This window comes from Nocardioides sp. REDSEA-S30_B4, assembly GCF_001627265.1.
GTDB lineage: Bacteria > Actinomycetota > Actinomycetes > Propionibacteriales > Nocardioidaceae > Nocardioides.
This window is the reverse complement of record NZ_LUPI01000025.1, coordinates 50,319-74,404: the sequence shown is the minus strand read 5'-3', so window position 1 is coordinate 74,404 and position 24,086 is coordinate 50,319. Positions and strand designations below refer to the sequence as shown.

Sequence of the window (24,086 nt, the reverse complement as noted above, 5' to 3'; positions counted from 1 at the left end):
GCGGACCTGCCGCGCATCCTCGGGGCGGCCCTGGTCGCCTTCGCCGAGCACGGCTACCACGGCACCTCGATCCGCGACGTCGCTGCCGCCTCCGGGCTGTCGGTGCCGGGCGTCTACCACCACTTCCGGTCCAAGCAGGAGATCCTGCGCGCGCTCATGGACGCGACCATGGACGAGCTGCTCGGCCGGTGCGAGGCGGCGCTGCGCGACGCGGGCGCCGACCCCGCGGCCCGCTTCGACTCGCTGGTGGAGTCCTTCGTCCGGTTCCACATGTTCCGCCGCCCGCAGGCCTTCGTCGGCTCGAGCGAGATCCGCAGCCTCGAGGCGGACAACCGAGCGGCGTACGTCGCCCGGCGCGACGCGGCGCAGCGGCTCCTCGAGGAGGCCGTCGCCGAAGGGGTCGCGGCCGGCGGCTTCAGCGCCGAGCACCCCGACGAGGTGGCACGCGCGATCTCCTCGCTGTGCGTGGGGGTGGCGTCGTGGTACCGCCCCGACGGGCCGCTCACCCCCGACCAGCTGGTCCAGCGCCACCTGGTGCTCGCGCGGCGGATGGCTGGCGCACCGGCCTGACACCGTGGCATCCTGCCTACCGAGCGAGTGATCGGTCGGGGCTCGGAGGTCGGGCCCGACCCGCCCGCGGAGGAGGAGAGCCATGCAGGTCTCGCAGGAGGTCCAGTCGATCGTCGAGCGCACCCGTGCGCTGGTGCGCGAGGTCGTGCTGCCGCTCGACGACGAGCACGACGGCGACATCGAGGCCGCCGGCGGCGAGCCGGTGCGTGCCCGCCTGCAGGCGGCGGCGAAGGAGGCCGGGGTCTTCGCGCCCCACGCCCCCGTCGACTGCGGAGGCCTGGGCCTGGGCATGGTCGACCGGGCACCCGTCTTCGAGGAGGCCGGCTACTCCCTCTTCGGCCCCGTCGCGCTCAACATCAACGCGCCCGACGAGGGCAACATCCACATGCTCGACCACATCGCCTCGGCCGCGCAGCGGGAGAAGTACCTCGAGCCGCTCGCGCGCGGCGACGTGCGCTCGGCCTTCGCGATGACCGAGCCGGCGCCGGGCGCAGGCGCCGACCCCTCGATGCTCGCCACGCGGGCGACCAGGGTCGACGGCGGGTGGGTCGTCAACGGCCTCAAGCGCTTCATCACCGGCGCCGACGGAGCCGGGTTCTTCATCACCATGGCCCGCACCAGCGGTGAGCCGGGCGGCCCCGGTGGCGCCACCATGTTCCTCATGCCCGCCGCGACCGAGGGGCTGACCGTCACCCGGCACGTCGGCATGGTCGACACCTCCATGCTGGGCGGCCACTGCGAGGTCCTCTACGAGGACGCCTTCGTGCCCGACGAGGACGTGCTCGGCGGCGTCGACGAGGGCTTCAAGTACGCCCAGGTCCGACTCGGCCCGGCCCGGATGACCCACGTGATGCGCTGGACCGGCGCCGTGCGCCGCGCCCACGAGGTCGCGGTGTCGTACGTCGCCGGCCGCGAGGCCTTCGGGTCCCGGCTGGCCGACCAGGGCATGATCCAGCAGCTGATCGCCGACAACGAGATCGACCTCGCGGCCACGCGCGCCCTGCTGATGGAGGCCTGCCGGGTCCTCGACGACGGTGGCCGCGGCAACAAGGAGACCTCGATCGCGAAGACCTTCGCGGCCGAGGCGCTGCACCGCGTGGCCGACCGTGCCCAGCAGATGTGCGGCGGCCTCGGCGTCTCGACCGAGCTGCCGGTGGCCAAGATCGCCCGGGAGGTGCGGCCCTTCCGCATCTACGACGGGCCCTCGGAGGTGCACCGCTGGTCGATCGCCAAGCGGGCCGTGCGCGCCATCACCGCGGAGCAGGGCGCGTGAGCGGGGCCTCCGTGGAGCTGACGGCCGACGAGCTGTCAGCGGTCGCGGCCCAGATGGCCGGGGCCGGGGTCGACCTGGCCGGGCCGCTGACCGCGCGGCTGATCGCCGGCGGGCGGTCCAACCTCACCTTCCGGCTCGACGACGGGTCGTCGGCCTGGGTGATGCGCACCCCGCCGCGCGCTGGTCGCACCCCCTCGGCCCACGACGTGGCCCGCGAGTACCGCGTGACCTCGGCGCTCGGGGCCACCGACGTGCCGGTCCCGCCCGCGGTGGTGCTGTGCGAGGACGAGTCGCTCATCGGTGGACCGTTCGCGGTCTCCGGCTTCGTGCCCGGGGTCACCGTGCAGACGGCCGCGCAGCTCGACGGTCTCGTGGACGGGCTGGACGGCGGGCTCGACGGAGGGCTGGACGGCGGGCTCGTCTCCGGTGTGGTCACCGCGCTGGCCTCGACGCTGGCGGCGCTGCACCGCGTCGACCACGTGGCCGTCGGGCTGGAGCGGTTCGGTCGACCCGACGGGTACGCCGCCCGGCAGCTCAAGCGCTGGTCGGGCCAGTGGGAGATCGTGGGCGAGGCCTTCGCCGGGTCCGTGAAGTCCTCGGCCGCTGCGCTCGTCTCCGCCCTGGGCGACCGGCTGCCACGTCAGGAGTCGACCGGCGTGGTCCACGGTGACTACCGGATCGACAACACGCTGCTGACCATCCCCGGTGCTGCAGAGGAGACCGCGGGTGAGGCTGGGGCCGAGGCTGGGAGCGAGGCTGGGGGCGCGCCGAGGGTGGCGGCCGTCGTGGACTGGGAGCTCTCCACGATCGGCGACCCGGTCGCGGACGTCGCCATGATGTGCGTCTACCGGCACCCCGTGTTCGACCAGGTCATCGGCGAGCCCACCGCGTGGACCAGCCCCCGGCTGCCCGATGCCACGGGCCTGGCGGCGGCGTACGAGGCGGCGGGCGGCGTGCCGCTGGTCGACCTCGACGAGCACCTCGCCCTGGGGTACCTCAAGCTCGCCGTCATCGCCGCCGGCATCGACCACCGCTTCCGCGCCGGTGCCACCTCCGGCGCCGGCTTCGACACCGCCGGTCAGGCCGTCCCCGTGCTGCTGGAGGAGGGCTTGGCGGCCCTCCGGGGGTAGGCGGGGAACCGGGTTACGACGAATCCCTCTTCCTGCTTACTGGACAGTAAGCAGGAAATCGAATGCGGAGTATCCCGGCCGCCGCCTCAGACGTACCGCTCGAGGATCGTGGACTCCGCCAGCCGCGAGAGTCCCTCGCGGACCGAGCGGGCGCGCAGCTCACCGACGCCGGCGACGGCCTGCAGGTCGTCGACGCCGGCCGAGAGCAGCTTCTGCAGGGTGCCGAAGTGGTCGACGAGCCGGTCGACGACGCTGCCGGGAAGGCGGGGGACCTTGGCCAGCAGGCGGTAGCCGCGCGGGGCGACCGCGCCGTCGAGGTGCTCGCCGTTGCCGAGGCCCAGCACCCGGGCGACGGCTGCGGGGTCGACGAGCTCGGTGGGCGAGAGGCTGGCCATCGTGGCGAGCAGGTCCGCGGGGTTGTCGAGCGGGTGGGCGTCGGGGAGGTAGTCGCGCACGACCAGCTCGCGCTCGGAGTCGACGCCGGTGATGAGCTCCTCCAGCTGCAGCGACAGCAGGCGGCCGTCGGTGCCGAGCTCGAGCACGTAGTCCTCGATCTCGCGGGCGATGCGGGTGACCATCTCCAGTCGCTGGGCGACCACGGCGACGTCGCGGACCGTCACGAGGTCTTCGATCTCCAGCGCCGACAGGGTCGAGGAGACCTCGTCGAGGCGCAGCTTGTAGCGCTCGAGGGTCGCCAGCGCCTGGTTGGCGCGGGAAAGGATCTGGCCGGAGTCCTCCAGGACGTGCCGGGTCGCGCCGACGTACGCCGCGATGATCTGCATCGACTGGCTGACCGAGATCACGGGGAACCCGGTCTGCTTGGCGACGCGGTCGGCGGTGCGGTGTCGGGTGCCGGTCTCCTCGGAGGGGATCGTGTGGTCGGGCATGAGGTGCACCGCGGCCCGGATGATCCGGGTGAGGTCGCGGTCGACGATGATCGCGCCGTCCATCTTGGCCAGCTCGCGCAGGCCGGTGGCGGTGAAGGGGACGTCGAGCTCGAAGCCGCCGGTGCTGATCGCGTCGACGGTGCGGTCGCGACCGATGACGATCAGCGCGCCGGTGCGACCACGGAGGATGCGCTCGAGGCCGTCGCGCAACGGTGTGCCCGGCGCGATCGACGCGAGCGTCTCGCGCAGTCTCAGCGTGTCGTCGGTGCGGTCGGTCCCCACGGATCTCCTCCAGCGCTCCGGGCGCACCGGAGGGCGCCGCTGAGCCAGTGTAAAGCGGGGGCACCCCGCGCGCTCGTGTGATCCCGCGCCCCCTGAGGTCCGGCCCCGTGCGGCCCGGCCCGGTGCGGCCCGGTCCCGCGCGGTCCCGCCCGGGGGCGGTGGTGCGGCCGGGTCAGAACTCGGGGGCGGGTGGGACGCGGCCGCTGCGCGCGGTCAGGCGCAGCACGTCGAGCGCGGTGAGGACGCCGGGCACCTCGAGCACCCGCATCCCGTCGACGGTGCGCGCGGGCTTGGCCGCCGAGGAGCGCTGTCCCGGCTCCGCGGGGACCACGGCCACCCGGAAGCCGAGCCGGGCCGCCTCGGCCAGCCGCTGCGGCAGGTCGCGGACCCGGCGCAGCTCGCCGGCCAGGCCGATCTCGCCGATGGCGATGGTGCCCGTCGGGGCGGCCTCGCCGAGGTGGGAGGAGACCAGCGCGATCGCGAGGGCCAGGTCGCTGGCCGGCTCGTGCAGACGGGCCCCACCCACGGTGGAGGCGAAGACGTCGCTGCCGTGCAGGCGCAGCCCGCAGTGCCGCTCGAGCACCGCGAGGACCAGCGCGGTGCGGGAGGAGTCGAGCCCGCTGACGGTGCGCCGCGGCTTGTCCAGGGCGCTGGGCGTCACCAGCGCCTGCACCTCCGCGAGCAGGGGCCGTCGGCCCTCCATGGTCACCGCGACGCAGGTGCCGGGCACCCGGCCGTGGTGCTGCTCGACGAAGAGCCCGGTCGGGTCGGCGACGGCCTCGATGCCGCTGGCGTCGAGCTGGAAGCACCCGACCTCGTCGACGGGACCGAAGCGGTTCTTCATCGCCCGGACCATCCGGAACCGGCTGTTGCGGTCGCCCTCGAAGTGCAGCACCACGTCGACGAGGTGCTCGAGCACCCGTGGGCCGGCGATGGAGCCGTCCTTGGTGACGTGGCCGACGAGGATGGTGGTGATGTTGCGGGTCTTGGCGACCCGGATGAGGGCGGCCGCCACCTCCTTGACCTGGGTGACGCCGCCGGGCACCCCGTCCACGCCGGAGGCGCCGATGGTCTGCACCGAGTCGATCACCAGCAGGGTCGGACGCGTCTCCTCGACGTGGGTGAGCAGCGCCCCGAGGTCGGTCTCGGCGGCCAGGAAGAGCTCGGGCTCCACGGCGTTGGTGCGGTCGGCGCGCAGCCGCACCTGGGAGGCGGACTCCTCGCCGGTGACGTAGAGGGTGCGGTGGCGGTAGCGCGCGGTCTGGGCGGCCACCTCGAGCAGCAGGGTGCTCTTGCCGACCCCCGGCTCGCCGGCGAGCAGGATCGCAGCACCGGGGACGAGACCGCCGCCGAGGACCCGGTCGAGCTCGGGCACCCCGCTGGTGCGGAAGGCCGAGGCCTCGACCGCGACGTCGCCGATCGGTACGGCCGGCGCGGTGACGGGCGCGGCCGCGGCGCGCAGCGTGGGTGCCGCGGTCTCGGCGACCGACCCCCAGGCCTGGCACTCCCCGCAGCGGCCGACCCACTTGCCGGTCTCCCACCCGCACTCCGAGCAACGGTAGGCGGGCTTGGGTGGACGGGCGGGGCGCGCGGCGGGCATGACGGGAACGCTAGGTCACCGCACCGACACTCCCGCGCAGGTGCACCCCTTACCTGTGGACAAGCCGGTGCGACCCCGCCGGACAGGTCGGTGCGACCCCGCCGGACAGGTCGGCGCGACCCCGCCGGACAGGTCGGCGCGACCGAGCGTGGGACGCGCGACGACGGCGCGGATATGCTGCCCCGAACTCGTGTTGGATCGATCCACGCCAGGAGGTGCGGTCAGGTGGCCCCGATGTCCGGTCGACTCCCGACCACGCCCCCCACGCTGGCCGACGTCGCCGAGCGCGCCGGTGTCTCCCGGCAGACCGTCTCCAACGCCGTCAACAACCCCGACCTGCTGCGCGCCGACACCCTCGCGCGGGTCCAGGAGGCCATCGCCGAGCTCGGCTACCTCCCCAACCGCGCGGCCCGCAACCTGCGCACCCGCGCCAGCCACCTGATCGGGCTGAGGATCCAGCCGGTCCTCGAGGGCACGGCCAACCCGACGATGGACCGCTTCGTGCACTCGCTGGTCGAGGCCTCCCGCGAGGCCGGCTACCACGTGCTGCTCTTCTCCGGGGAGCCCGGCGAGCCGCTGGCCGGCTACGACGACCTGCTCCGCTCCACCGCCGTGGACGCCTTCGTCGTCACCGACACCTACCTCGGCAACCCCCAGGCCAGCTGGCTGGACTCGCGCCGGGCGCCCTTCGTGGCCTTCGGCCGACCCTGGGAGAACCCCACGGCCACCCACGCCTGGGTCGACGTCGACGGCGCCGCCGGCTGCCAGCTCGCCACCGACCACCTGCTCGACAAGGGGCACGAGCGGGTCGCGTGGATCGGCTGGCGCAAGGACTCCCGCATCGGCGAGGACCGCCGCGCCGGCTGGCACCGCGCCATGCACGCCCGCGGGCTGCCCACGACCGGCCTCGCCTCGCGCGTGGAGGACACCGTGGTCTCAGGACGCTCGGCCGCCGGCGTACTCCTCGACGAGGCGCGGCCCACCGCGTTCGTCTGCGCCTCCGACACCCTCGCCATGGGGGTGCTGCACACCCTGCACGAGCGCGGCCTGCGCGCCGGCGACGACGTGGCCGTGGTCGGGTTCGACGACTCCCAGGTCGCGCAGGTCGTGCGCCCCGGGCTCTCCTCGGTGCGCCAGCCCCTGGAGGAGGTCGCGGTCGAGGTCGTGAAGGCCCTCGAGGGCCTGCTCGGCCACCCCCGCGTCGCCCACCCCGGGGTGCTGCTCACACCCACCCTCGAGGTGCGCGACTCCTCCGGACCCGATCGCCGCTGACGGCTCGGCCGTGCGCGAGCGACGGTTCGGCCGTGCGTGAGCGACGGTTCGGCCGTGCGCGGGTGACGGCTCGGCCGCCTCAGGTACGCCGCCACCAGACGTCGACGGCGTAGTCGACCTCCAGCGTGGTGCCCGGCAGGTCGGCGAGGACCTCGCGGGCGGTGGGGGTCGGCAGCTCGATCGAGACGACCGACTCGAGGTCCGCGCGGGTCTCGAAGGACCAGCGGGTGAGGACCGGGATGCGCTCGTAGCCCACCGACGCCCAGAACGCCTGCTTCTCGGCGGGGCCCGGGAGGTCGGGGAAGCCGCGGGCGAACCAGCCGCCGAAGGTGGAGCGGGAGGCGTCGTTGTCGACGACCACGTGCACGCCACCGGGCCGCAGCAGGCGCTCGACCTCGGCCAGGCCGGGCTCGCAGCCCGGACCGAAGAAGTAGGCCCAGCGCGAGTGCACGAGGTCGACCGAGGAGTCGGCCAGCGGCACCGACTGGGCGGTCCCCTCGAGCACGGCGACGTGGTCGAGGCGCCGGGTGCGCCGGGTGGCGAGGGCGCGCAGGTCGGGGTGCGGCTCGACGCCGGTCACGTGGCGCGCGGTGGCGGCGAAGCGCCGCAGGTGGAAGCCGGTGCCGCAACCGAGGTCGAGCACGTCGAGTCCGGCCCAGTCCTGCACCGAGGCGATGGCGGCCTCGACGAGCCCCTCGGGGTCGAAGGCGCGGTTCTCGACCTCGTAGGTCTCGGTGTGGTGCCAGATGTTCGGCGACGGCCTGGTGCCGTCGGGCACCGCCGGCTCCGGGAGCGGCGGTGGGGGAGCGGGCGTGCTCAGAGCCGGACGAGACCGTTCGGCGTCAGCACCTGGACCGCGATGATGCCGGGGGTGCCGTGCGGGGCGACCCACTCGACCTTGACGTCCTCCAGCGGCGCCTCGACGGGCTCGCCGAGCCACTCCGAGACGCGCTGCGGGTCGCCGGCGATCTCCAGGCAGGCCAGGTCGAGGGACTCGTCGGCGCCGGTGCTGGGGTGCAGGTCGGGCTCGACCTCCCACTGGATGAAGAACGGCAGCTGCGGGTCGGCCATCAGGCCGTTGATGCCGATCTGCTTCCAGCGCAGCTCGACGCCGTCGGGACGGTGCCGGCTGCCCTGCGCGGCCGCGCGGCCCAGGCGCTGCTCGGGCACCGCGATGTCGGCGACCTCGACGGCCCAGCCGAGCCAGCCGCCGCCGAGGGCGGAGCGGGCGCGGACGGCCTGGCCGAAGGGGGCCTTGTCGGAGGCCGGGTGGTCGAGCACCTCGACGATCTCGAGGTAGGTGCGGTCGGCCAGCGGCAGGACCATGTTGCGCGTCCCGAAACGGGGGTGGACACCACCGTCGAGGAACTCACGCCCGAGCAGGGCGCCGATGCGGCGGGCGGTGCTCTCCAGACCGTCGGGTCCGGCGGCGTACGACAGATGGTCCAGGCGCATGCCCTCCAGTGTGGAAGACCGTTCCTTGCCAGGTCACATCGGGGTCGGAGTCTCTCGACGTCGAGAGAGCGCCGGGAGAGCCCCGGGAGAGCCCGGGCGACTCCGCAGCGCTACCCCTCCTGGGCCCAGGACGCAGGGTGCAGGGCCAGTGCCGAGCGCGAGCGAACGTGCGCCTCGCAGTGGCGCACCAGCTCGGCATACGCCGCCGGCCCGATCAGCTCGGTGAGCTCGGGGCCGTAGGTGACGAAGACCGGCTCGGCGGCGACGTGCGCCTCGGTGTTGCCGGTGCAGTACCAGTCGAGGTCGTGGCCGCCGGGGCCCCAGCCGCGCCGGTCGTACTCCGCGATGGAGACCTCGGTGTAGGTCGACCCGTCGGGTCGCTCGACGTCGCGGAAGGTGCGGCGCACCGGCAGCTGCCAGCACACGTCGGGCTTGGTCTCCAGCGGGTTGCGGCCCTCCTGCGCCGCCAGCGCGTGCAGGGCGCACCCGCCCCCGCCGATCCCGTTGCCCGGGTGGAAGCCGGGGCGGTTGGCGAAAACGCACGCCTCCTGGCCGTCGACCTCGATGGTGCGCGTCTTGCGGGCGCCCTCGTCGTCCTTCTCCACCCAGTGCTTGCGCTCGAGCCGCCCCTCGGGCTTGTGCTGCCACAGGGAGGCGTCGAGACGCTCGACCGCCGCGGCGACCCGCTCCTCGTCCTCGTCGTCGGCGAAGTGCGCGCCGAGGGTGCAGCAGCCGACGTCGGGGGCGTCGGCGTAGATGCCGGCGCAGCCGGTGCCGAAGATGCACGTCCACGAGGACGTCAGCCACGTCAGGTCGCAGCGCAGCACCTCGTCGGCGTCGGCGGGGTTGGGGAACTCCACCCACGCGCGGGGGAAGTCGAGCGGGACCTCGGGCACGGCGCACAGGCTACGCAGGCACGCGGCACCCGGCACGCGGTGACCCGGGGACAGTACGGTGGTCCCATGCGCCTGGGAGTGCTGGACATCGGCTCCAACACCGGTCACCTGCTCGTCGTCGACGCCCACGGGGGTGCGGCGCCACTGCCGGCGTACTCCTACAAGGAGCCGCTGCGACTGGCCGAGCACCTCGTGCCGGACGGCCCCGACGAGGGCGCGGTGAGCGAGGCCGGCATCGACGCGCTGACCGCGTTCACCGCCCAGGCGCTCGAGGTCGCCGACGAGAAGGGCTGCGAGGAGATCCTGGCCTTCGCGACCTCGGCGGTGCGCGACTCGGTCAACGCCGACGCGGTCCTCGACCACGTGCACGAGCGCACCGACGTGCGCATCGAGGTGCTCTCCGGCGAGGACGAGGCCCGCCTGACCTTCCTGGCCGTACGCCGGTGGTTCGGCTGGTCCGCGGGGCGGCTCGCGGTGTTCGACATCGGGGGCGGCTCTCTGGAGATCGCCGGCGGCTCCGACGAGGCGCCCGACGTGGCCTGGTCGCTGCCGCTGGGGGCGGCTCGCCTGGCGCGGGCGCACTTCGGTGGGGCCACGCCCGACGCCGACGACATCAAGAAGCTGCGCAAGACCATCCGTGCCCAGATCGCCCGCGACGCCGGTCACCTGCTGCGGGTCGGCCCACCCGACCACGCGGCGGCGACGTCGAAGACCTTCCGCTCGCTGGCCCGCATCTGCGGCGCGGCGCCGTCCTCCGAGGGTCCGCTGGTGCCGCGCACGCTCCCACTGGAGGAGCTGCGTGAGTGGATCCCGAAGCTGGTGCAGATGCAGCACGACGAGCTGGCCTCGCTGCCGGGGGTCTCCTCCAGCCGCAGTCACCAGATCGTGCCGGGGGCGCTGGTCGCCGAGGCGTGCATGGACATCTTCGACCTCGAGGCGCTCGAGGTCTGCCCGTGGGCGCTGCGCGAGGGCGTCATCCTCGAGAAGCTCGACCAGCTGTCGGTGCTGGGCTGACCGGTCGAGTGGTGCACTGAGGGACATGCCCGCCCGGATCGGACTCTCCACCTCCTCGGTCTACCCCGAGTCGACGGCGCACGGCTTCGCCTACGCCGCGCGGCTGGGCTACGACGCCATCGAGGTGATGGTCGGCATCGACGCGCTGTCGCAGCAGACCGCGGCGGTTCGCCAGCTCTCCGAGCACCACGGCATCCCGATCTGCGCCATCCACGCGCCGACGCTGCTGCTGACGCAGCGGGTCTGGGGCACCGAGCCGTGGGGCAAGCTCGAGCGCTCGGCCGAGATGGCGCAGGCCGTCGGGGCCGGCACGGTCGTGGTGCACCCGCCGTTCCGCTGGCAGAAGGACTACGCCCAGGGGTTCGTCGAGGGCATCGCGGCCCTGGAGGCGTCGACCGGCCTCGCCTTCGCGGTCGAGAACATGTATCCCTGGAAGGCCCAGGTGCGCGGCCGCAACGCGGGGATGGAGATGTATCTCCCCGGCTGGGACCCCTCCGCCGAGGAGTACTCCCACGCCACCATCGACCTCTCCCACGCCGCCATCGCCCACGACGACGTCGTCGAGATGGCCCAGCGGCTCGGCGACCGGCTCCACCACGTGCACCTCACCGACGGGTCGGGCTCGGCCAAGGACGAGCACCTCGTGCCGGGGCGGGGGGAGATGGGGGCCGACGCCTTCCTGCGGCACCTCGCCGCCGACGGGTTCGGCGAGCGGTACGGCGGTGACATCGTGCTGGAGATCAACACCCGCCGGTGCGACAGCGTCGAGGAGCGCGAGGCCGACCTGGCCGAGTCGCTGGCCTTCGCCCGTGAGCACTACACCGAGCCCGCGTCGGCCGCAGCCGCGGAGGGTGCGGAGCACTGAGTCCGCGTGCGGGATGTCGGCCGGGTGAGTCCGCCGACGTACCCTGGCGCGCATGTCGTTGCTCCGCCAGCCGCTGCTCCTGCTCGCCCGCAGTGGGGCGGTGAAGAGCGTGGTGTCGACGATGCCGGTCTCCTCGGGGATCGTGCACAGCTACGTCCCCGGCGAGACGACGCAGGCCGCGGTCGACGCGACCGCCGACCTGGAGGCCGAGGGCCTGAAGGTGACGCTGGACTTCCTCGGTGAGGACACCCTCGACGCGGCCCAGGCGCAGGCCACCGTCGATGCCTACGTCGAGCTCCTCGGCGCCCTCGCCGCGCAGGGGCTCGCCCACGGCGCCGAGGTGTCGGTGAAGCTGTCGGCCGTGGGCCAGGCGCTGCCCGAGGGCGGGCACGGCATCGCGCTGGAGCACGCGCGCACCATCTGCCGCGCGGCCCGCAACGCCGGCACCACGGTCACCCTCGACATGGAGGACCACACCACCACCGACTCGACGCTGTCGATCCTGCGCGAGCTGCGCAAGGACTTCCCCGAGACCGGAGCCGTCCTGCAGGCCTACCTCCACCGCACCGAGGCCGACTGCCGCCAGCTCGCCTACGAGGGGTCGCGGGTGCGGCTGTGCAAGGGCGCGTACGCCGAGCCCGAGTCCGTCGCCTTCCAGGACCGTCTCGACGTCGACAAGTCCTACGTGCGCTGCCTGAAGGTGCTGCTGGCCGGCCAGGGCTACCCGATGGTCGCCACGCACGACCCGCGCATGGTCGAGATCGCCGCCTCTCTGGCCAGCCGCTACGGCCGCGCGCCGGGGACCTACGAGTTCCAGATGCTCTACGGCATCCGTCCCGAGGAGCAGCGCCGTCTCGCCGCCTCGGGGGAGACGGTGCGGGTCTACGTCCCCTACGGCCAGGAGTGGTACGGCTACCTCATGCGGCGCCTCGCCGAGCGCCCGCAGAACCTGTCATTCTTCGTGAAGTCGTTGATCTCCAAGAAGTAGGGACTCCCCATGAGCTCGAGCCAGCCCGCCGGTCAGACCGCGATCATCGGCGCCGGCGTGATGGGGGAGACCCTGCTCTCCGGCCTCGTCCGCTCCGGGCGTCGCGTCGACGCGCTGCTGGTCGGCGAGAAGCGCCAGGAGCGGGCCACCGAGCTGGAGGAGCGGTACGGCGTGGCCGTCGTCTCCAACCTCGACGCCGCCGCCAAGGCCGACACGGTCGCCCTGGTGGTCAAGCCCCAGGACATGGGCGAGGTGCTCGCCGAGATCGCCCCGGTGCTGCGGCCCGGCCAGCTGCTGGTCAGCCTCGCGGCCGGCATCACCACCGGGTTCATCGAGTCCCACGTGCCCGAGGGCGTCGCGGTCGTCCGGGTCATGCCGAACACCCCGGCCCTGGTCGACGAGGGCATGGCCGCGGTCTCGCCCGGGTCGCACTGCTCCGAGGCCCAGCTCGCCGAGGCCGAGTCGTTGATGGCCTCGGTCGGACGCGTCGTACGCATCCCCGAGCGGCAGCAGGACGCCGTCACCGCCATCTCCGGCTCCGGGCCCGCCTACATCTTCTTCGTGGTCGAGTCGATGATCGAGGCCGGCGTGCACCTCGGACTGCCGCGCTCGACCGCCTCCGAGCTGGTCATCCAGACCCTGGTCGGCTCCGGGAAGATGCTGCAGGAGACCGGCACCCACCCGACCGTGCTGCGCGAGCAGGTCACCAGCCCCGGTGGCACCACTGCCTCCGCGCTGCGCGAGCTGGAGATCCACAAGGTGCGTGCCGCGTTCCTCGCCGCGATGGAGGCCGCCCGCGACCGCTCCCGCCAGCTGGCCGAGGGCTCCTGACCCTCACCGTCCCAGTCCCCGTCCCCGCCCCCGTCCCTGCGTCGAGCCGGCGCATTGATACGCCGGCTCGGCGATAGCGTGCCGGCATGGAGCAGGACGATCTCGTGGACACCGGCCTGGACGCCTACAACCTGAGGGTCATGGCGATCCTGTCGGGGCTGGTCACCGCGGTGACGTGGTTCATCGTCATGCTGCTGATGCTGGACGACCAGCCGCACCGGACCTGGCGGCTCTGGCTGGAGGTGCTGGCGTTCACCGCCACGATCGCGAGCGCCGCGCTCGCGGTCTGCGCGACGGTGAAGGCCGCCGAGCAGCGGATCCTCGCCGCCGTCCGACGACCGCACCTGACCCCCACGTCGAGCCGGCGTATTGATACGCCGGTTCGGCGAGCGGGGTTCCGCGGGGGCCGGCGATCGGGCAGGGTCGAGGGATGAGCGACCCCGACCTCCGCTTCTGGTTCGACCCCGTCTGCCCGTTCGCCTGGCTGACCTCGAGGTGGGTCCGCAGCGTCCAGCGGCAGCGTGACTACTCCGTGGAGTGGCGGCTGATCTCCCTGCGGCTGCTCAACTCCCACATCGACTACGACTCCCACTTCCCCGAGGGCTACGAGGACGGCCACAACGCCGGCCTGCACCTGCTGAGGGTCTGCGCCGCCGCCCGCGCCGAGCACGGCGCCGAGGTGCTGGCCGACCTCTACCCGGCGATCAGCTCGCGCATCTTCGACGCCGACCCCTCCGAGCAGTCGCTGCGGCCCGAGCGCGGGCGCGAGGTGCTGGCCGTCGCGCTGTCCGACGCCGGGCTCCCGGCCGGGTTGGCGGCGGCGTACGACGACGAGGGCTGGGACGCCACCGTCCAGGCCGACACCGACGAGGCGCTGGCGCTGACCGGCAAGGACGTCGGCACCCCGATCCTGCACATCGCCCCGCCGGAGGGCGCGGCGTTCTTCGGGCCGGTGATCAGCCGGGTGCCCTCCGACGAGGACGCGCTGCGCCTGTGGGACCACGTCGTGGGACTGGCGACCTTCCCCGGCTTCGCAGAGATGAAGCGCTCCCTCCGCGAGCTGCCCCAGCTGCGCGCGCTCGGCGTCGCCGAGGACGAGGTCGGGAGGACCGAGGACTGGCACGGCGGCTCGCGGCGGCTGAAGAAGTAGCGACTCGTAGCCGGACGGACCGAACCGCCGGCGGGCTGTCAGGGCCCGCCGTTGGGACGGGGCCACGGCGCCGGTCGGTCCGTCCGGCTACGACGATTGATACGCGACACGGATCGCGACCACCAGCGGGTACCGTCGCCGGGTGCCTGCCTGCGATGCCCGGTCCACGGTCGTCTTCGACCCGCTGCTGACCGGCTACGACTTCGGGCCCGACCACCCGATGTCCCCGGTCCGGGTCGACCTGACGGTGCGGCTGGCCGAGGCGCTGGGCGTGCTGGGTCCCGGCGGCCTGGTGGCGACGCCCGCGCCGGTCGCCTCCGACGACGAGCTGCTGACCGTCCACGACGCCGCCCTCATCGAGGCTGTCACCCGCGCGGGCACCACCGGGGCGATCGACCTCGCCCACGGGCTCGGCACCGACGACAACCCCGTCTTCGAGGGCATGCACACCGCGACGGCCCACGTCGTCGGGGCCACCCTCGAGGCGTTCCGCGCGGTGTGGACGGGCAGCGTCGACCACGCCGCCAACATCACCGGAGGCCTCCACCACGCCATGCAGGACCGTGTCAGCGGCTTCTGCGTCTACAACGACGTCGCGATCGGCATCCACTGGCTGCTCGAGCAGGGGGTCGAGCGGGTCGCCTACGTCGACGTCGACGTCCACCACGGGGACGGCGTCGAGCGGCTCTTCTGGGACGACCCGCGGGTGCTCACCATCAGCCTGCACGAGACCGGTCAGCTGCTGTTCCCGGGCACCGGTGACTCCGCCGACCTCGGCGGCCCCGGCGCCCAGGGCTCCGCGGTCAACGTGCCGCTGCCGCCGGGCACGTCCGACGCGGGCTGGTTGCGCGCGTTCCACGCCGTGGTGCCCCCGCTGCTGCGCGAGTTCCAGCCGCAGGTGCTGGTCACCCAGCACGGCTGCGACTCCCACGCGGAGGACCCGCTGGCGCACCTGATGCTGACCGTCGACGGCCAGCGCGCCGCCATCGGGGCCCTGCACGAGCTGGCCCACGAGGTCGCCGACGGCCGGTGGGTCGCCGTCGGCGGCGGGGGCTACGAGATCGTCGGCGTTGTCCCGCGCACCTGGACCCACCTGCTGGCCGAGGTCGCCGGACGTCCCATCGAGCCCACCCTGGACGTCCCCGGCGCCTGGCTCGACCACGTCCAGCACCGCCTGGGCCGGGTCGGGCCGCGTCGCATGGGCGACGGTCGTACGCCGACGTACCGCGACTGGTCGGAGGGCTACGACCCCTCCACCTGGCTGGACCGGTCTGTGCACGCGACCCGCATGGAGGTCTTCCCCCTCCACGGCCTCGACCCGATGCCCTGAACCGGTGGGAACCCCGCCTGACCTGCGGTTCCACGCCGGGGCGAGTGGCTGGAGTGGAGCAGATGCAAGCCGACACGCCGGGAAAAACGAGACCAGGGGAGTGATCCCCTTCCCCACGAGTCACATCAGGCTCTATTCTCACTGTTCGACGCGGTCGTAGTACCTCCGGTGGGGAAGCCGGAGGACGAACCGCGCGGAAAGACGGTGTGCACGATGAGCAGCTCCCCTGACGACATCTCGGACGCCAAGTTCCTCACCGTGGCCGAGGTCGCGGCCATGATGCGGGTCTCGAAGATGACGGTCTACCGCCTCGTGCACTCGGGCGAGCTGCCTGCCGTGCGGGTGGGCCGTTCCTTCCGCGTGCGTGAGAACGACGCCCACGACTACCTCAAGAACAGCTTCTACGACGTCGGCTGACCTCCACGGAGGCGCCAGCGACACCCCGGGCGCGGCCCGGGGCTGGAGGATCGGCCCGGTCCGGTGGTCCCACCGACCGAGGCCGATTCTGCTGCCCGGAGGACCGGCGGCTAGGCTGAGCGGGTCCTGCGCCGACGCGCGGGGCGTCCAGGTTGGAAAGGGAACACCGTGGGTTCGGTCATCAAGAAGCGCCGCAAGCGCATGGCCAAGAAGAAGCACCGCAAGCTGCTGAAGAAGACGCGCGTCCAGCGTCGCAAGCTCGGCAAGTGAGCCGCGGCGGACGTCGGCACCGCTGAGGCCCCCGGCCCAGCACCGCTGACGCCCCGCCCCTCACCTGCTCCGCCCGGGCAACGCCGCCCGGTTGGCATCGGTCCACCGTCGGATGCACCCTCGGGGTGCTTCTCAAGCCGGAGGCGGCATGGGGAAGGTCGTACTCGTCACCGGGGTCTCGCGAGACCTCGGTCGCAAGTTCGCGCGCACCCTCGCCGCCGACCCCGACGTGGACCGGGTCATCGGTGTCGACGTCGTCCCCCCGCGGGGCGACATCGGCGCCGTCTCGTTCGTGCGGGCCGACATCCGCAACCCGGTGATCGCCAAGGTGATCGCCAAGGAGGACGTCGACACCGTCGTCCACATGAGCGTCATCGCCACCCCCGGCACGGCCGGCGGGCGGAACACGATGAAGGAGCTCAACGTCATCGGGACGATGCAGCTGCTCGCGGCCTGCCAGCGCTCCGCGAGCCTGCAGCACCTGGTCGTGAAGTCGACGACGACCGTCTACGGCGCCAGCAGCCGCGACCCCGCCATGTTCACCGAGGACATGCAGCCGCGTCGCGCTCCCCGCTCGGGCTACGCCAAGGACGTCGCCGAGATCGAGGGCTACGTCCGTGGCTTCGCGCGCCGTCGCCCCGACGTCCGCGTCACCACCCTGCGCTGCGCCAACGTGCTCGGCCCCGACGTGGTCAGCCCGTTGACCTCCTACCTCCGGCTCCCGGTCGTCCCGACCGTCCTGGGGTACGACGCCAGGCTGCAGGTCCTGCACGAGCGCGACCTCTACCGGGTGCTCCAGCACGCCGTGGGCCACGAGGTCGCGGGGACCTTCAACATCGCCGGCGACGGCATCCTGATGCTGTCCCAGGCGCTGCGCCGGCTGCAGCGGCCGACCGTCTCGATGCCCGGCTTCGCGGTCGGACGGGTCGGCAACCTGCTGCGCCAGGCCCGCGTGGCCGACTTCTCCCCCGAGCAGCTCGGGTTCCTCACCTACGGCCGCGGCGTCGACACCACCCGGATGCGGGCCGAGCTCGGCTTCGAGCCGACCATGACCACCGCCGAGTGCTTCGCGGACTTCGCGACCACGCTCACCCCCACCGGTGGCCGCACCGAGCGGGTGCTCGCCACCCTCGCCCAGGCGCTCCCGGAGGTCGAGGGCGCTCCCGCCGCGCCGCTGTCCGAGGCGCCCGACGCCTCGCCCGCCCCCCGGCGACCGCGTGGTGTCGCCGCCGCGCGCGAAGGAGCAGACCATGGGTGACGCCGAGATCATCCCGATCGGCACCCGCGGCCGTCCCGGTCGCGGCACGGGCAAGCAGCCGTCCTCCGCGGCGCGCAACCTCGCCGGAGGCAAGGGCCCCGCGGCGAGACCGGCCACGCGGCGTACCCCCGACACCGACGAGGCGCAGCCCACCGACGTCGCAGTCGACGGCGCCGAGGACACCGCCGAGGACCGCGCCGAGACCACCGGCGTCCAGGACGCGCCCCCGGCCTCCACCGACGCCCCGACCGTCGGTGACCCACCCGAGGCGTCACGTCCCGCCGCCCGCACCCGCGAGCGCCACGCGCGCGGCGGCATCCCGGCCGCCGACCTGATGGCCGCGTTCCAGGTGGCCGCCCGTGAGGTGTTCGGCGAGGAGTGGGAGGTCCAGCTCGCGCGCTTCCTGGCGTTCCTGCGTCGCCGCGTGACCGGCGACTACTCCGTCGACGAGTACGGCTTCGACCAGGAGATCAGCCAGCGCTTCTTCATGGCGGCACTGCGCCCGATCGCGGACAAGTGGTTCCGCATCGAGGTGCGCGGGATCGAGAACATCCCGAGCGAGGGCGGTGCCCTCGTCGTGTCCAACCACTCCGGCACGGTGCCGGTCGACGGCCTGATGACGATGGTCTCGATCCACGACCACGCCGGCCGCTTCCTGCGTCCGCTGGGCGCCGACCTGGTCTTCAAGATGCCGATCGTCTCGACGATGGCCCGCAAGGGCGGCGCCACGCTCGCCTGCAACGAGGACGCCGAGCGGATGCTGCGCGGTGGCGAGCTGGTCGGCGTGTGGCCCGAGGGCTTCAAGGGCATCGGCAAGCCCTACTCCGAGCGCTACAAGCTGCAGCGCTTCGGGCGCGGCGGGTTCGTCTCGGCCGCGATCCGCACCGGTGTGCCGATCGTGCCGCTCTCGGTGGTGGGGGCGGAGGAGATCTACCCGCTCGTCGGCAACATCCCCTCCCTCGCGCGGCTGCTGGGTGTGCCCTACATCCCGATCACGCCGACCTTCCCGCTGCTAGGCCCGCTGGGGCTCGTGCCGCTGCCGTCGAAGTGGCTGCTGGAGTTCGGTGAGCCGATCCGCACCGACGAGTACGACGAGGGTGCCGCCGACGACCCCATGCACGTCTTTAACGTCACCGACCAGGTGCGTGAGACGATCCAGCAGACCCTCTACACGCTGCTGATGGAGCGCGAGTCGGTCTTCCGCTGACGCCCGGCCGCTGACCTAGGGCGGCGAGCGCGACGCTCTGCGCGGCGGACCCGTGCGGATCCGGCGCGCGGATCCGGCGTGGGGGCGGTGGGGCGGGCAGCGCCCAGGGCGCCTACTGCTTCTTGCCGCCGCCGGGGTTGAGCAGGTCGTCGACCAGCTCGAGGACCGGGTCGGTGATCCCGGTGATCGGGTTGTCGCTGCCGGGGCCCGAGGCCGGGGTGCCGGTGTCGCTACCGGTGCCACCGAGCAGGGTGCCGTCACCGAGGCCGCCCAGCGGCTCGTCGTCCTTCTTGCCGTCCTCGTCCTTGTCGCCACCGGAGGAGCCGGCGGGCGGCTGCAGGATGGTCGGGCTCTGCGGCGTCGCGGAGGCCGACGGGCTGGCCGGGGTGCGCGGGCCGCTGCCGCCCTTGGTGGGCGCAGCCGGGGTCGAGGCGGCGGGGGCCTCGGCCACCGGGGTGGTCGGGGTCGGGTTGAGCAGGGTGCCGACGACGTCCTCGGCCGCCTGGACCAGGAAGCGCGGGATGCGCCCGATCTGCTCGCCGGTGCACGTGGGGCACAGCGACACGGTGGTCTGGGCGATCTGCGCGAGCAGCTCGCCCGCGGAGACGAGCGCCTGCTGGGCGGCGGCCGGCAGGATCGCGGAGAGCTCCTCGAGCGTGGCGAGGCTCTGGGCGGTGAAGTCCTGGAGCTCCACGATGGAGGTCTCGGCACCGGTCTCGGCGTAGTCGGCCAGCAGCAGGTCGGAGGCCTCGGTGGCCTGGTCGGCGAACGCCTCGAGGGTGTCCTCGATCGCCACCAAGTCCTGGCCCTGCTCGGAGCGGGTCAGCTGGTCGATCTCGGCGAGGCGGCCGCGGGCGTTGGCCAGCAGCGAGGAGCCCTTCGACGCGTCGTCGACGCGGACGCCGGTCTGGGCGTTCTCCAGGGCCCGCTTGAGCGGGTAGAGCACGTCGCCCGGCAGCGCGGTCTGGGCCGCCACGGCCATCGAGGTGGTGGCGCCGACGATGGCGACACCGCCGACGGCGATGGCCAGCCGCCGCTCGCGGGGGGTACGGCGCTGGGTGACCGTGAGCCGCTCGGCCGGCGTGGGCGCGACCTGCACGAGCTCCTCGGCGGCCGCGGTCATCAGGCGGGAGCGCAGGTCCGCGACGAACTCGGGGCGGGCCTCGGGAGCAGGCGTGGAGCGGAGGGTCCCGACGACCTCGAGGAGCTCGGCGAAGCGCGCGTCCTCGACCCGCTTGCCCGAGGCGGCGGCCTCGACCAGGGAGTCGAACTCGTCGGCGCGTCGTCGCGCCGAGAACACGGGGCTCATCGCAGCTGTCCTGTCGTCGTGTCGGAGGTCTGGTGGTCGGTGCCGTGGTGGCCCGACACCTGCCTCAACGACCGGTCGACGGGGCGGGTTACGGGGTGTGATGCACGATTCATCAACCGTTCAGGAACAGCGCGGTAACAGGGCGCTGTCGCCGTCAGCCGGGCGCTCATCGCAGGCCCTCCGGCATCAGCTTGGCCAGGTTGCGCACCCCGCGCAGCTGCAGCTGCTTGACGGCGCCGTCGGAGCGGCCGAGCACGGCCGCGGTCTCGGCGATGCTCATGCCTTGCAGGAAGCGCATGACCAGGCAGTCGCGCTGCTCGTCGGGCAGCTCGGTGAGCGCCTTGAGCAGGATCTCGTTGGTCAGGCCCGCCAGCACCGTGGACTCGGGGCCCTCGGTGGCGTCGTCGTGCTGGCCCATGTCCTCGGTGGTCATCTCGAGGCGGGTGCGGCCGGCCTTGAAGTGGTCGGTGGCCAGGTTGCGGGCGATGGTCATCAGCCAGGCGCCGAAGTCCTTGCCCTGCCAGCGGAAGTTCTGCATCGAGCGCAGCGCCCGGAAGAACGTCTCGGAGGTGAGGTCCTCGGCGAGCGCGCTGGAGCGGGTCCGGTAGAAGAGGAACCGGTAGACCGAGGCCTGGTAGTGGTCGTAGAGCAGGCCGAACGCCTCGGAGTCGCCGGTGCGGGCGAGCTCGACGAGCGCGATCAGGCGCTCCCGGTCGGCCGCGTCGTCCTCGGAGGACGCGGCGAGGTCGGAGTCGCCGTACCCGCTGCCGTCGGCGCCCAGGCTGGTGCGGGCGTCGTCGTCGGCGACCGCCTCGGCCATCAGGCCCAGGAAGCGGCGTGCGGTGGCGTCCGGCGAGCCGGACGTGGCGCCGGCGAGAGCGGGCGTGAGGCCGGGGCCCAGGCCGCCGGCGAGGGGGTCGATGAGGGCGTGCGTGACCAGGGTGCGCAGGGCGTCGAGCCCGCGCACGACCTGCTCGGCGTGCAACGCCATCTGGTGAACCCTCCCGTTGTGCTCCTCCCATGGAGCCCGACGAGCGTACGACTTCGCCGGAGCCCCCGGTCCAGACCAGCTCCCGCCGGCCGTGACCGCGCCGTGACCTGCGTGTGACCGAGCGGTCGCTCCGTGACGGGTCTGCCGGCGGCGCAGGGTCAGCGCCGGCGGCGCAGCGTCAGTGCCTACGGCGCAGGGCGACTCCGGCGGCCACGGTCCCGCTCACGGCACCGGCGGCGGCGCCGACGACCAGGCCGGCGCGGGCCGCCTTGCGACCGGTGCGGTAGTCGCGGATGCGCCAGCCCTGCTCCTTGGCGTGGTGCCGCAGCCGGCCGTCGGGGTTGATCGCGCACGGGTCGCCGACCATCGAGAGCATCGGCAGGTCGTTGTAGGAGTCGGAGTACGCCGAGCACCGGCTCAGGTCCAGTCCCTCCCGGGCGGCCAGCGCCTTCACGGCCTCGGCCTTCGCCGGCCCGTGGAGCATGTCCCCGACGAGACGGCCGGTGTAGACGCCGTCGCGGTGCTCGGCGACCGTGCCCATCGCGCCGGTCAGCCCGAGCCGGCGGGCGATGATCTGGGCGATCTCGATCGGGGCGGCGGTCACCAGCCAGACCCTCTGGCCCTGGTCGAGGTGCAGCTGGGCCTGGGCGCGGGTGCCCGGCCAGATCCGGTGGGCCATGCCCTCGTCGAAGATCTCCTCGCCGAGCTCCTCGAGCTCGGCGACGGTGTGCCCGGCGATGAAGCCGAGGGCGGAGTTGCGTGCCTCCGCGACGTGCTCGGGGTCCTCGACGCCCACGACCCGGAAGTAGGCCTGCCCTCGGCGGCCGAGGCCGCGGCCTCGCCGGCCAGCACGGAGCGCTGTCGCAGGTCGGGCAGGGTGCGACGGGGAGGCGGGGTCACCCCGCAGAGCCTAGGAGATCGCGCCCCCTGCGCCTAGGAGCCGCGACCCCCCCGCGAGCGCGGCGCCGCTGTGCCAAGATCGAGCGCATGTCCGAGGACGGAACAGCCGACTCCGCCACTGCCCCTCCAGCCTCCCCAGCCTCCCCGGCCTCCGCGCCCCCGGCCGAGGCCACGCTCGCCGACCTCGTGTCGACGGCGGCCGTCGACGTGCCCGACGCCGTCGCGCTCGTCCATGGCGACGTCCGCCTGACCTGGGCCGCGCTGGAGGAGGAGGTCGCCCGGGTCGCCCACGGCCTGGTCTCGGCCGGGGTGGTCGCCGGCCACCGCGTGGCGCTGGCCATGGTCAACCGCCCCGAGCTCGTCGTGTCCTACCTCGCGGTGCTGCGCGTGCAGGCCGTCGCCGTCCCGCTCAACCCGCGGGCCACCGGGGAGGAGGTGGCGCGGATGCTCGCGGACTCCGGCGCCCGGATGGTGCTGGTGGACGAGGCGGCCGTGAGCGTCGTCCGCGCGGGCGTCGCGCGACTCGAGACCGAGCTGTCCGGCGCCACGGACCGGCCCGGGGGCACGCTGCCGGCCGAGCTGCTCGAGCGCGCCGTCGTACCCCGCGTCGTCGTGGCCGGCACCACGCTGCGACCCGGCGAGCGGTCCTACGACCACCTGCGCGCCGAGCGGGGCCGCGAGCACCCGCCGCTGGTCGACCCGGAGCGGCTGGCGACGCTCCTCTACACCTCCGGCGCCTCGGGCCGTCCCCGCGCGGTGATGCTCAGCCACCGGGCCCTGCTGGCCAACGTCGAGCAGGTCGCCCGCGTCGAGCCGCCGATGATCGGGCCCGGCGACGTCGTGCTGGGCGCGCTGCCGCTCTTCCACGTCTACGGCCTCAACGCGGTCCTCGGCGGCGTGCTGCGGCACCGCGCCACCCTGGTGCTCGTCGACGCCTACGACCCCGACGCCGTGCTCGACCTCGTGGCCGCCGAGGGGGTCACGGTGCTGCCGGTCGCGCCCACCGTCGTCGGGCACCTGCTGGGTCTCGAGCGGCTGGCCGAGCGGCTCGCCCCGGTCCGGCTGGTGCTCTCCGGGTCAGCGCCGCTCGACGCCGACCAGGTCGCGGCGTTCCACGAGGCCACCGGGATCGTGGTGCACCAGGGCTACGGCCTCACCGAGGCGGCCCCGGTCGTCACCAGCACCCTGTGCATCGCTCCCGCCGACGACGGGGAGGAGGCCGGTCCCGTCCCCGCCCAGCCCGACCCCGCGTCGGTGGGCACCGCGCTGCCGGGCATCGAGATCCGTCTGGTCGACGACCACGGGCACACCCCGCTGCAGGGCGACCCGGGGCAGGTGAGCATCCGCGGCGCCAACCTCTTCAGCGGCTACTGGCCCGACGGCGACGACGCCCCCGACGAGGACGGCTGGTGGGCCACGGGCGACGTGGGGTTCCTGGCGCCCGACGGGCAGCTCTTCCTGGTCGACCGGGTCAAGGAGCTGGTCATCGTCAGCGGCTTCAGCGTCTACCCGACCGAGATCGAGGACGTCATCGAGGAGGTGCCCGGCGTCCGCGAGGTGGCGGTGATCGGGGTGCCCGACGAGGACACCGGGGAGGCGGTCGTGGCCTACGTCGTGGCGCCCGACCAGGACCCGGAGACGGTCGAGGCCGCGGTGCGGGCGCGCTGCGTCGTACGCCTGGCACGGTTCAAGCAGCCGCGTCGCATCGAGGTCGTCGACGCCCTGCCGCACACCGTCACCGGCAAGGTCCGCAAGGGCTCGCTGCGCGCCGCCGAGCGGCGCCGGCACCTGGAGCTGCTGTGAGCGCGACCCCCCGGGTGCGGCTCTACTCCCGCCCCGGCTGCCACCTCTGCGACGACGCCAGGGCCGTGATCGCGGCGGTCTGCGCCGAGCTGGGGGAGTCCTTCGACGAGGTCTCCATCGACGACGACCCGGCCCTGGTCGAGCGGTTCGGCGAGGAGATCCCCGTGACCTTCGTCGACGGTCGACAGCACGACTTCTGGCGGGTCTCGCCCGACCGGCTGCGCGCTGCCCTCGCCGCGGGCTGAGCGCCGGGCCCGGCACGACCGGGCCACCGCCGTACGCCGAGCGGCGCCCCGGGGCGTGCGGCCCTTTACACCCTGAGAGGGGTCTCGCGCGACCCGAGCGACGTGGGCTGCGCCACGTGTGCTAGCGCCCCTCCCGCTCGTTT

Annotated in this window: 25 protein-coding genes; 17 read left to right on the top strand and 8 right to left on the bottom strand. The window is 73.6% G+C overall.

Annotated elements, in window-relative coordinates; genetic code table 11:
• The 3 genes from A6R01_RS06855 to A6R01_RS06845 form a co-directional block, all read left to right on the top strand.
• On the top strand, nt 1–570 hold a 570-nt coding region (locus tag A6R01_RS06855; RefSeq protein ID WP_366925093.1), incomplete at its 5' end, for a TetR/AcrR family transcriptional regulator.
• A gap of 82 nt (nt 571–652) precedes the next feature.
• Nucleotides 653–1,843, top strand: coding sequence for an acyl-CoA dehydrogenase family protein (locus tag A6R01_RS06850; protein WP_292604723.1), 1,191 nt, complete (start codon nt 653–655; stop codon nt 1,841–1,843).
• Nucleotides 1,840–2,973 carry a phosphotransferase family protein gene (locus A6R01_RS06845; protein ID WP_292604722.1) on the top strand — a complete coding sequence of 378 codons (1,134 nt, stop codon included), beginning with the start codon at nt 1,840–1,842 and terminating at the stop codon, nt 2,971–2,973. Before A6R01_RS06850 ends, A6R01_RS06845 begins: the two co-directional genes overlap by 4 nt.
• Nucleotides 2,974–3,059: 86 nt before the next feature.
• Here the strand turns inward: A6R01_RS06845 and disA are convergent, their stop codons facing one another.
• Both disA and radA read right to left on the bottom strand, forming a co-directional pair.
• A complete protein-coding gene (disA, locus tag A6R01_RS06840; RefSeq protein WP_292604721.1) occupies nt 3,060–4,142 on the bottom strand; it encodes a DNA integrity scanning diadenylate cyclase DisA in 1,083 nt (360 codons plus the stop codon).
• Between the two features lie 172 nt (nt 4,143–4,314).
• A complete protein-coding gene (gene radA, locus A6R01_RS06835; protein WP_292604720.1) occupies nt 4,315–5,742 on the bottom strand; it encodes a DNA repair protein RadA in 1,428 nt (475 codons plus the stop codon).
• 234 nt (nt 5,743–5,976) lie between these two features.
• Between radA and A6R01_RS06830 the strand changes: the two genes are divergently transcribed.
• Nucleotides 5,977–7,014, top strand: coding sequence for a LacI family DNA-binding transcriptional regulator (locus tag A6R01_RS06830; RefSeq protein WP_292604719.1), 1,038 nt, complete (start codon nt 5,977–5,979; stop codon nt 7,012–7,014).
• Between the two features lie 79 nt (nt 7,015–7,093).
• On the opposite strand, the gene A6R01_RS06825 is transcribed toward A6R01_RS06830, so the two are convergent.
• From A6R01_RS06825 to A6R01_RS06815, 3 genes are all read right to left on the bottom strand, one after another.
• Nucleotides 7,094–7,792, bottom strand: a complete 699-nt coding sequence (locus A6R01_RS06825) for a class I SAM-dependent methyltransferase (protein WP_292604718.1) — start codon at nt 7,790–7,792, stop codon at nt 7,094–7,096.
• A gap of 38 nt (nt 7,793–7,830) precedes the next feature.
• On the bottom strand, nt 7,831–8,469 hold the full coding sequence (locus A6R01_RS06820; RefSeq protein WP_292604717.1) for a VOC family protein: 639 nt from the start codon (nt 8,467–8,469) through the stop codon (nt 7,831–7,833).
• A 110-nt stretch (nt 8,470–8,579) separates the two neighbouring features.
• The gene (locus A6R01_RS06815) at nt 8,580–9,365 is read right to left on the bottom strand and encodes a hypothetical protein (protein WP_292604716.1); all 786 of its coding nucleotides are present in this window, start codon (nt 9,363–9,365) and stop codon (nt 8,580–8,582) included.
• A gap of 66 nt (nt 9,366–9,431) precedes the next feature.
• Between A6R01_RS06815 and A6R01_RS06810 the strand changes: the two genes are divergently transcribed.
• The 11 genes from A6R01_RS06810 to A6R01_RS06760 all read left to right on the top strand — a co-directional run bounded on the left by A6R01_RS06810 (nt 9,432) and on the right by A6R01_RS06760 (nt 18,695).
• Nucleotides 9,432–10,379, top strand: a complete 948-nt coding sequence (locus A6R01_RS06810; protein ID WP_292604715.1) for a Ppx/GppA phosphatase family protein — start codon at nt 9,432–9,434, stop codon at nt 10,377–10,379.
• Between the two features lie 25 nt (nt 10,380–10,404).
• Nucleotides 10,405–11,244: a sugar phosphate isomerase/epimerase gene (locus A6R01_RS06805; RefSeq protein ID WP_292604714.1), complete on the top strand. Its 840-nt coding sequence runs from the start codon at nt 10,405–10,407 to the stop codon at nt 11,242–11,244.
• A 58-nt stretch (nt 11,245–11,302) separates the two neighbouring features.
• Nucleotides 11,303–12,232 carry a proline dehydrogenase family protein gene (locus A6R01_RS06800; protein WP_300400825.1) on the top strand — a complete coding sequence of 310 codons (930 nt, stop codon included), beginning with the start codon at nt 11,303–11,305 and terminating at the stop codon, nt 12,230–12,232.
• 9 nt (nt 12,233–12,241) lie between these two features.
• Nucleotides 12,242–13,063, top strand: coding sequence for a pyrroline-5-carboxylate reductase (gene proC, locus A6R01_RS06795; RefSeq protein ID WP_292604712.1), 822 nt, complete (start codon nt 12,242–12,244; stop codon nt 13,061–13,063).
• Nucleotides 13,064–13,149: 86 nt separating this feature from the next.
• Nucleotides 13,150–13,497 (top strand): hypothetical protein, encoded by a 348-nt coding sequence (locus A6R01_RS06790; protein ID WP_292604711.1) that lies wholly within the window; start codon nt 13,150–13,152, stop codon nt 13,495–13,497.
• Entirely contained in the window at nt 13,494–14,213 is a 720-nt protein-coding gene (locus A6R01_RS06785) for a hypothetical protein (protein WP_292604710.1), read from the top strand. Before A6R01_RS06790 ends, A6R01_RS06785 begins: the two co-directional genes overlap by 4 nt.
• Before the next feature lie 142 nt (nt 14,214–14,355).
• Nucleotides 14,356–15,543 (top strand): acetoin utilization protein AcuC, encoded by a 1,188-nt coding sequence (locus A6R01_RS06780; RefSeq protein WP_292604709.1) that lies wholly within the window; start codon nt 14,356–14,358, stop codon nt 15,541–15,543.
• 213 nt (nt 15,544–15,756) lie between these two features.
• Entirely contained in the window at nt 15,757–15,960 is a 204-nt protein-coding gene (locus tag A6R01_RS06775) for a helix-turn-helix domain-containing protein (protein WP_292604708.1), read from the top strand.
• A gap of 168 nt (nt 15,961–16,128) precedes the next feature.
• Nucleotides 16,129–16,230, top strand: coding sequence for an AURKAIP1/COX24 domain-containing protein (locus tag A6R01_RS06770; protein ID WP_008356322.1), 102 nt, complete (start codon nt 16,129–16,131; stop codon nt 16,228–16,230).
• Between the two features lie 148 nt (nt 16,231–16,378).
• Nucleotides 16,379–17,488: an NAD-dependent epimerase/dehydratase family protein gene (locus A6R01_RS06765; RefSeq protein WP_292604707.1), complete on the top strand. Its 1,110-nt coding sequence runs from the start codon at nt 16,379–16,381 to the stop codon at nt 17,486–17,488.
• Entirely contained in the window at nt 17,481–18,695 is a 1,215-nt protein-coding gene (locus tag A6R01_RS06760; RefSeq protein WP_292604706.1) for a lysophospholipid acyltransferase family protein, read from the top strand. Before A6R01_RS06765 ends, A6R01_RS06760 begins: the two co-directional genes overlap by 8 nt.
• Nucleotides 18,696–18,807: 112 nt before the next feature.
• Here A6R01_RS06760 and A6R01_RS06755 read toward each other — a convergent pair whose 3' ends face one another.
• From A6R01_RS06755 to A6R01_RS06745, 3 genes are all read right to left on the bottom strand, one after another.
• Nucleotides 18,808–20,004 (bottom strand): DUF5667 domain-containing protein, encoded by a 1,197-nt coding sequence (locus tag A6R01_RS06755; protein WP_292604705.1) that lies wholly within the window; start codon nt 20,002–20,004, stop codon nt 18,808–18,810.
• A gap of 166 nt (nt 20,005–20,170) precedes the next feature.
• Nucleotides 20,171–20,995: a sigma-70 family RNA polymerase sigma factor gene (locus tag A6R01_RS06750; RefSeq protein ID WP_292604704.1), complete on the bottom strand. Its 825-nt coding sequence runs from the start codon at nt 20,993–20,995 to the stop codon at nt 20,171–20,173.
• A 178-nt stretch (nt 20,996–21,173) separates the two neighbouring features.
• Nucleotides 21,174–21,902: an HAD-IB family hydrolase gene (locus tag A6R01_RS06745; protein WP_366925094.1), complete on the bottom strand. Its 729-nt coding sequence runs from the start codon at nt 21,900–21,902 to the stop codon at nt 21,174–21,176.
• An 80-nt stretch (nt 21,903–21,982) separates the two neighbouring features.
• Between A6R01_RS06745 and A6R01_RS06740 the strand changes: the two genes are divergently transcribed.
• Together A6R01_RS06740 and A6R01_RS06735 are read left to right on the top strand one after the other, a co-directional pair.
• A complete protein-coding gene (locus A6R01_RS06740; RefSeq protein WP_292604703.1) occupies nt 21,983–23,698 on the top strand; it encodes an AMP-binding protein in 1,716 nt (571 codons plus the stop codon).
• Complete coding sequence (locus tag A6R01_RS06735; RefSeq protein WP_292604702.1) at nt 23,695–23,943, top strand: glutaredoxin family protein; 249 nt, start codon at nt 23,695–23,697, stop codon at nt 23,941–23,943. Before A6R01_RS06740 ends, A6R01_RS06735 begins: the two co-directional genes overlap by 4 nt.
• Nucleotides 23,944–24,086: the final 143 nt, after the last annotated feature.

What these genes read in the sequence shown, in the direction of transcription:
- A6R01_RS06740 (WP_292604703.1), top strand. Translation starts at nt 21,983, where the DNA reads ATGTCCGAGGACGGAACAGCCGACTCCGCCACTGCCCCTCCAGCCTCC.
- A6R01_RS06765 (WP_292604707.1), top strand. Translation starts at nt 16,379, where the DNA reads ATGGGGAAGGTCGTACTCGTCACCGGGGTCTCGCGAGACCTCGGTCGC.
- A6R01_RS06760 (WP_292604706.1), top strand. Translation starts at nt 17,481, where the DNA reads ATGGGTGACGCCGAGATCATCCCGATCGGCACCCGCGGCCGTCCCGGT.
- A6R01_RS06790 (WP_292604711.1), top strand. Translation starts at nt 13,150, where the DNA reads ATGGAGCAGGACGATCTCGTGGACACCGGCCTGGACGCCTACAACCTG.
- A6R01_RS06820 (WP_292604717.1), bottom strand. Translation starts at nt 8,469, where the DNA reads ATGCGCCTGGACCATCTGTCGTACGCCGCCGGACCCGACGGTCTGGAG.
- A6R01_RS06785 (WP_292604710.1), top strand. Translation starts at nt 13,494, where the DNA reads ATGAGCGACCCCGACCTCCGCTTCTGGTTCGACCCCGTCTGCCCGTTC.
- A6R01_RS06810 (WP_292604715.1), top strand. Translation starts at nt 9,432, where the DNA reads ATGCGCCTGGGAGTGCTGGACATCGGCTCCAACACCGGTCACCTGCTC.
- A6R01_RS06805 (WP_292604714.1), top strand. Translation starts at nt 10,405, where the DNA reads ATGCCCGCCCGGATCGGACTCTCCACCTCCTCGGTCTACCCCGAGTCG.
- A6R01_RS06850 (WP_292604723.1), top strand. Translation starts at nt 653, where the DNA reads ATGCAGGTCTCGCAGGAGGTCCAGTCGATCGTCGAGCGCACCCGTGCG.
- radA (WP_292604720.1), bottom strand. Translation starts at nt 5,742, where the DNA reads ATGCCCGCCGCGCGCCCCGCCCGTCCACCCAAGCCCGCCTACCGTTGC.
- A6R01_RS06750 (WP_292604704.1), bottom strand. Translation starts at nt 20,995, where the DNA reads ATGGCGTTGCACGCCGAGCAGGTCGTGCGCGGGCTCGACGCCCTGCGC.
- A6R01_RS06830 (WP_292604719.1), top strand. Translation starts at nt 5,977, where the DNA reads ATGTCCGGTCGACTCCCGACCACGCCCCCCACGCTGGCCGACGTCGCC.
- A6R01_RS06775 (WP_292604708.1), top strand. Translation starts at nt 15,757, where the DNA reads ATGAGCAGCTCCCCTGACGACATCTCGGACGCCAAGTTCCTCACCGTG.
- proC (WP_292604712.1), top strand. Translation starts at nt 12,242, where the DNA reads ATGAGCTCGAGCCAGCCCGCCGGTCAGACCGCGATCATCGGCGCCGGC.
- A6R01_RS06755 (WP_292604705.1), bottom strand. Translation starts at nt 20,004, where the DNA reads ATGAGCCCCGTGTTCTCGGCGCGACGACGCGCCGACGAGTTCGACTCC.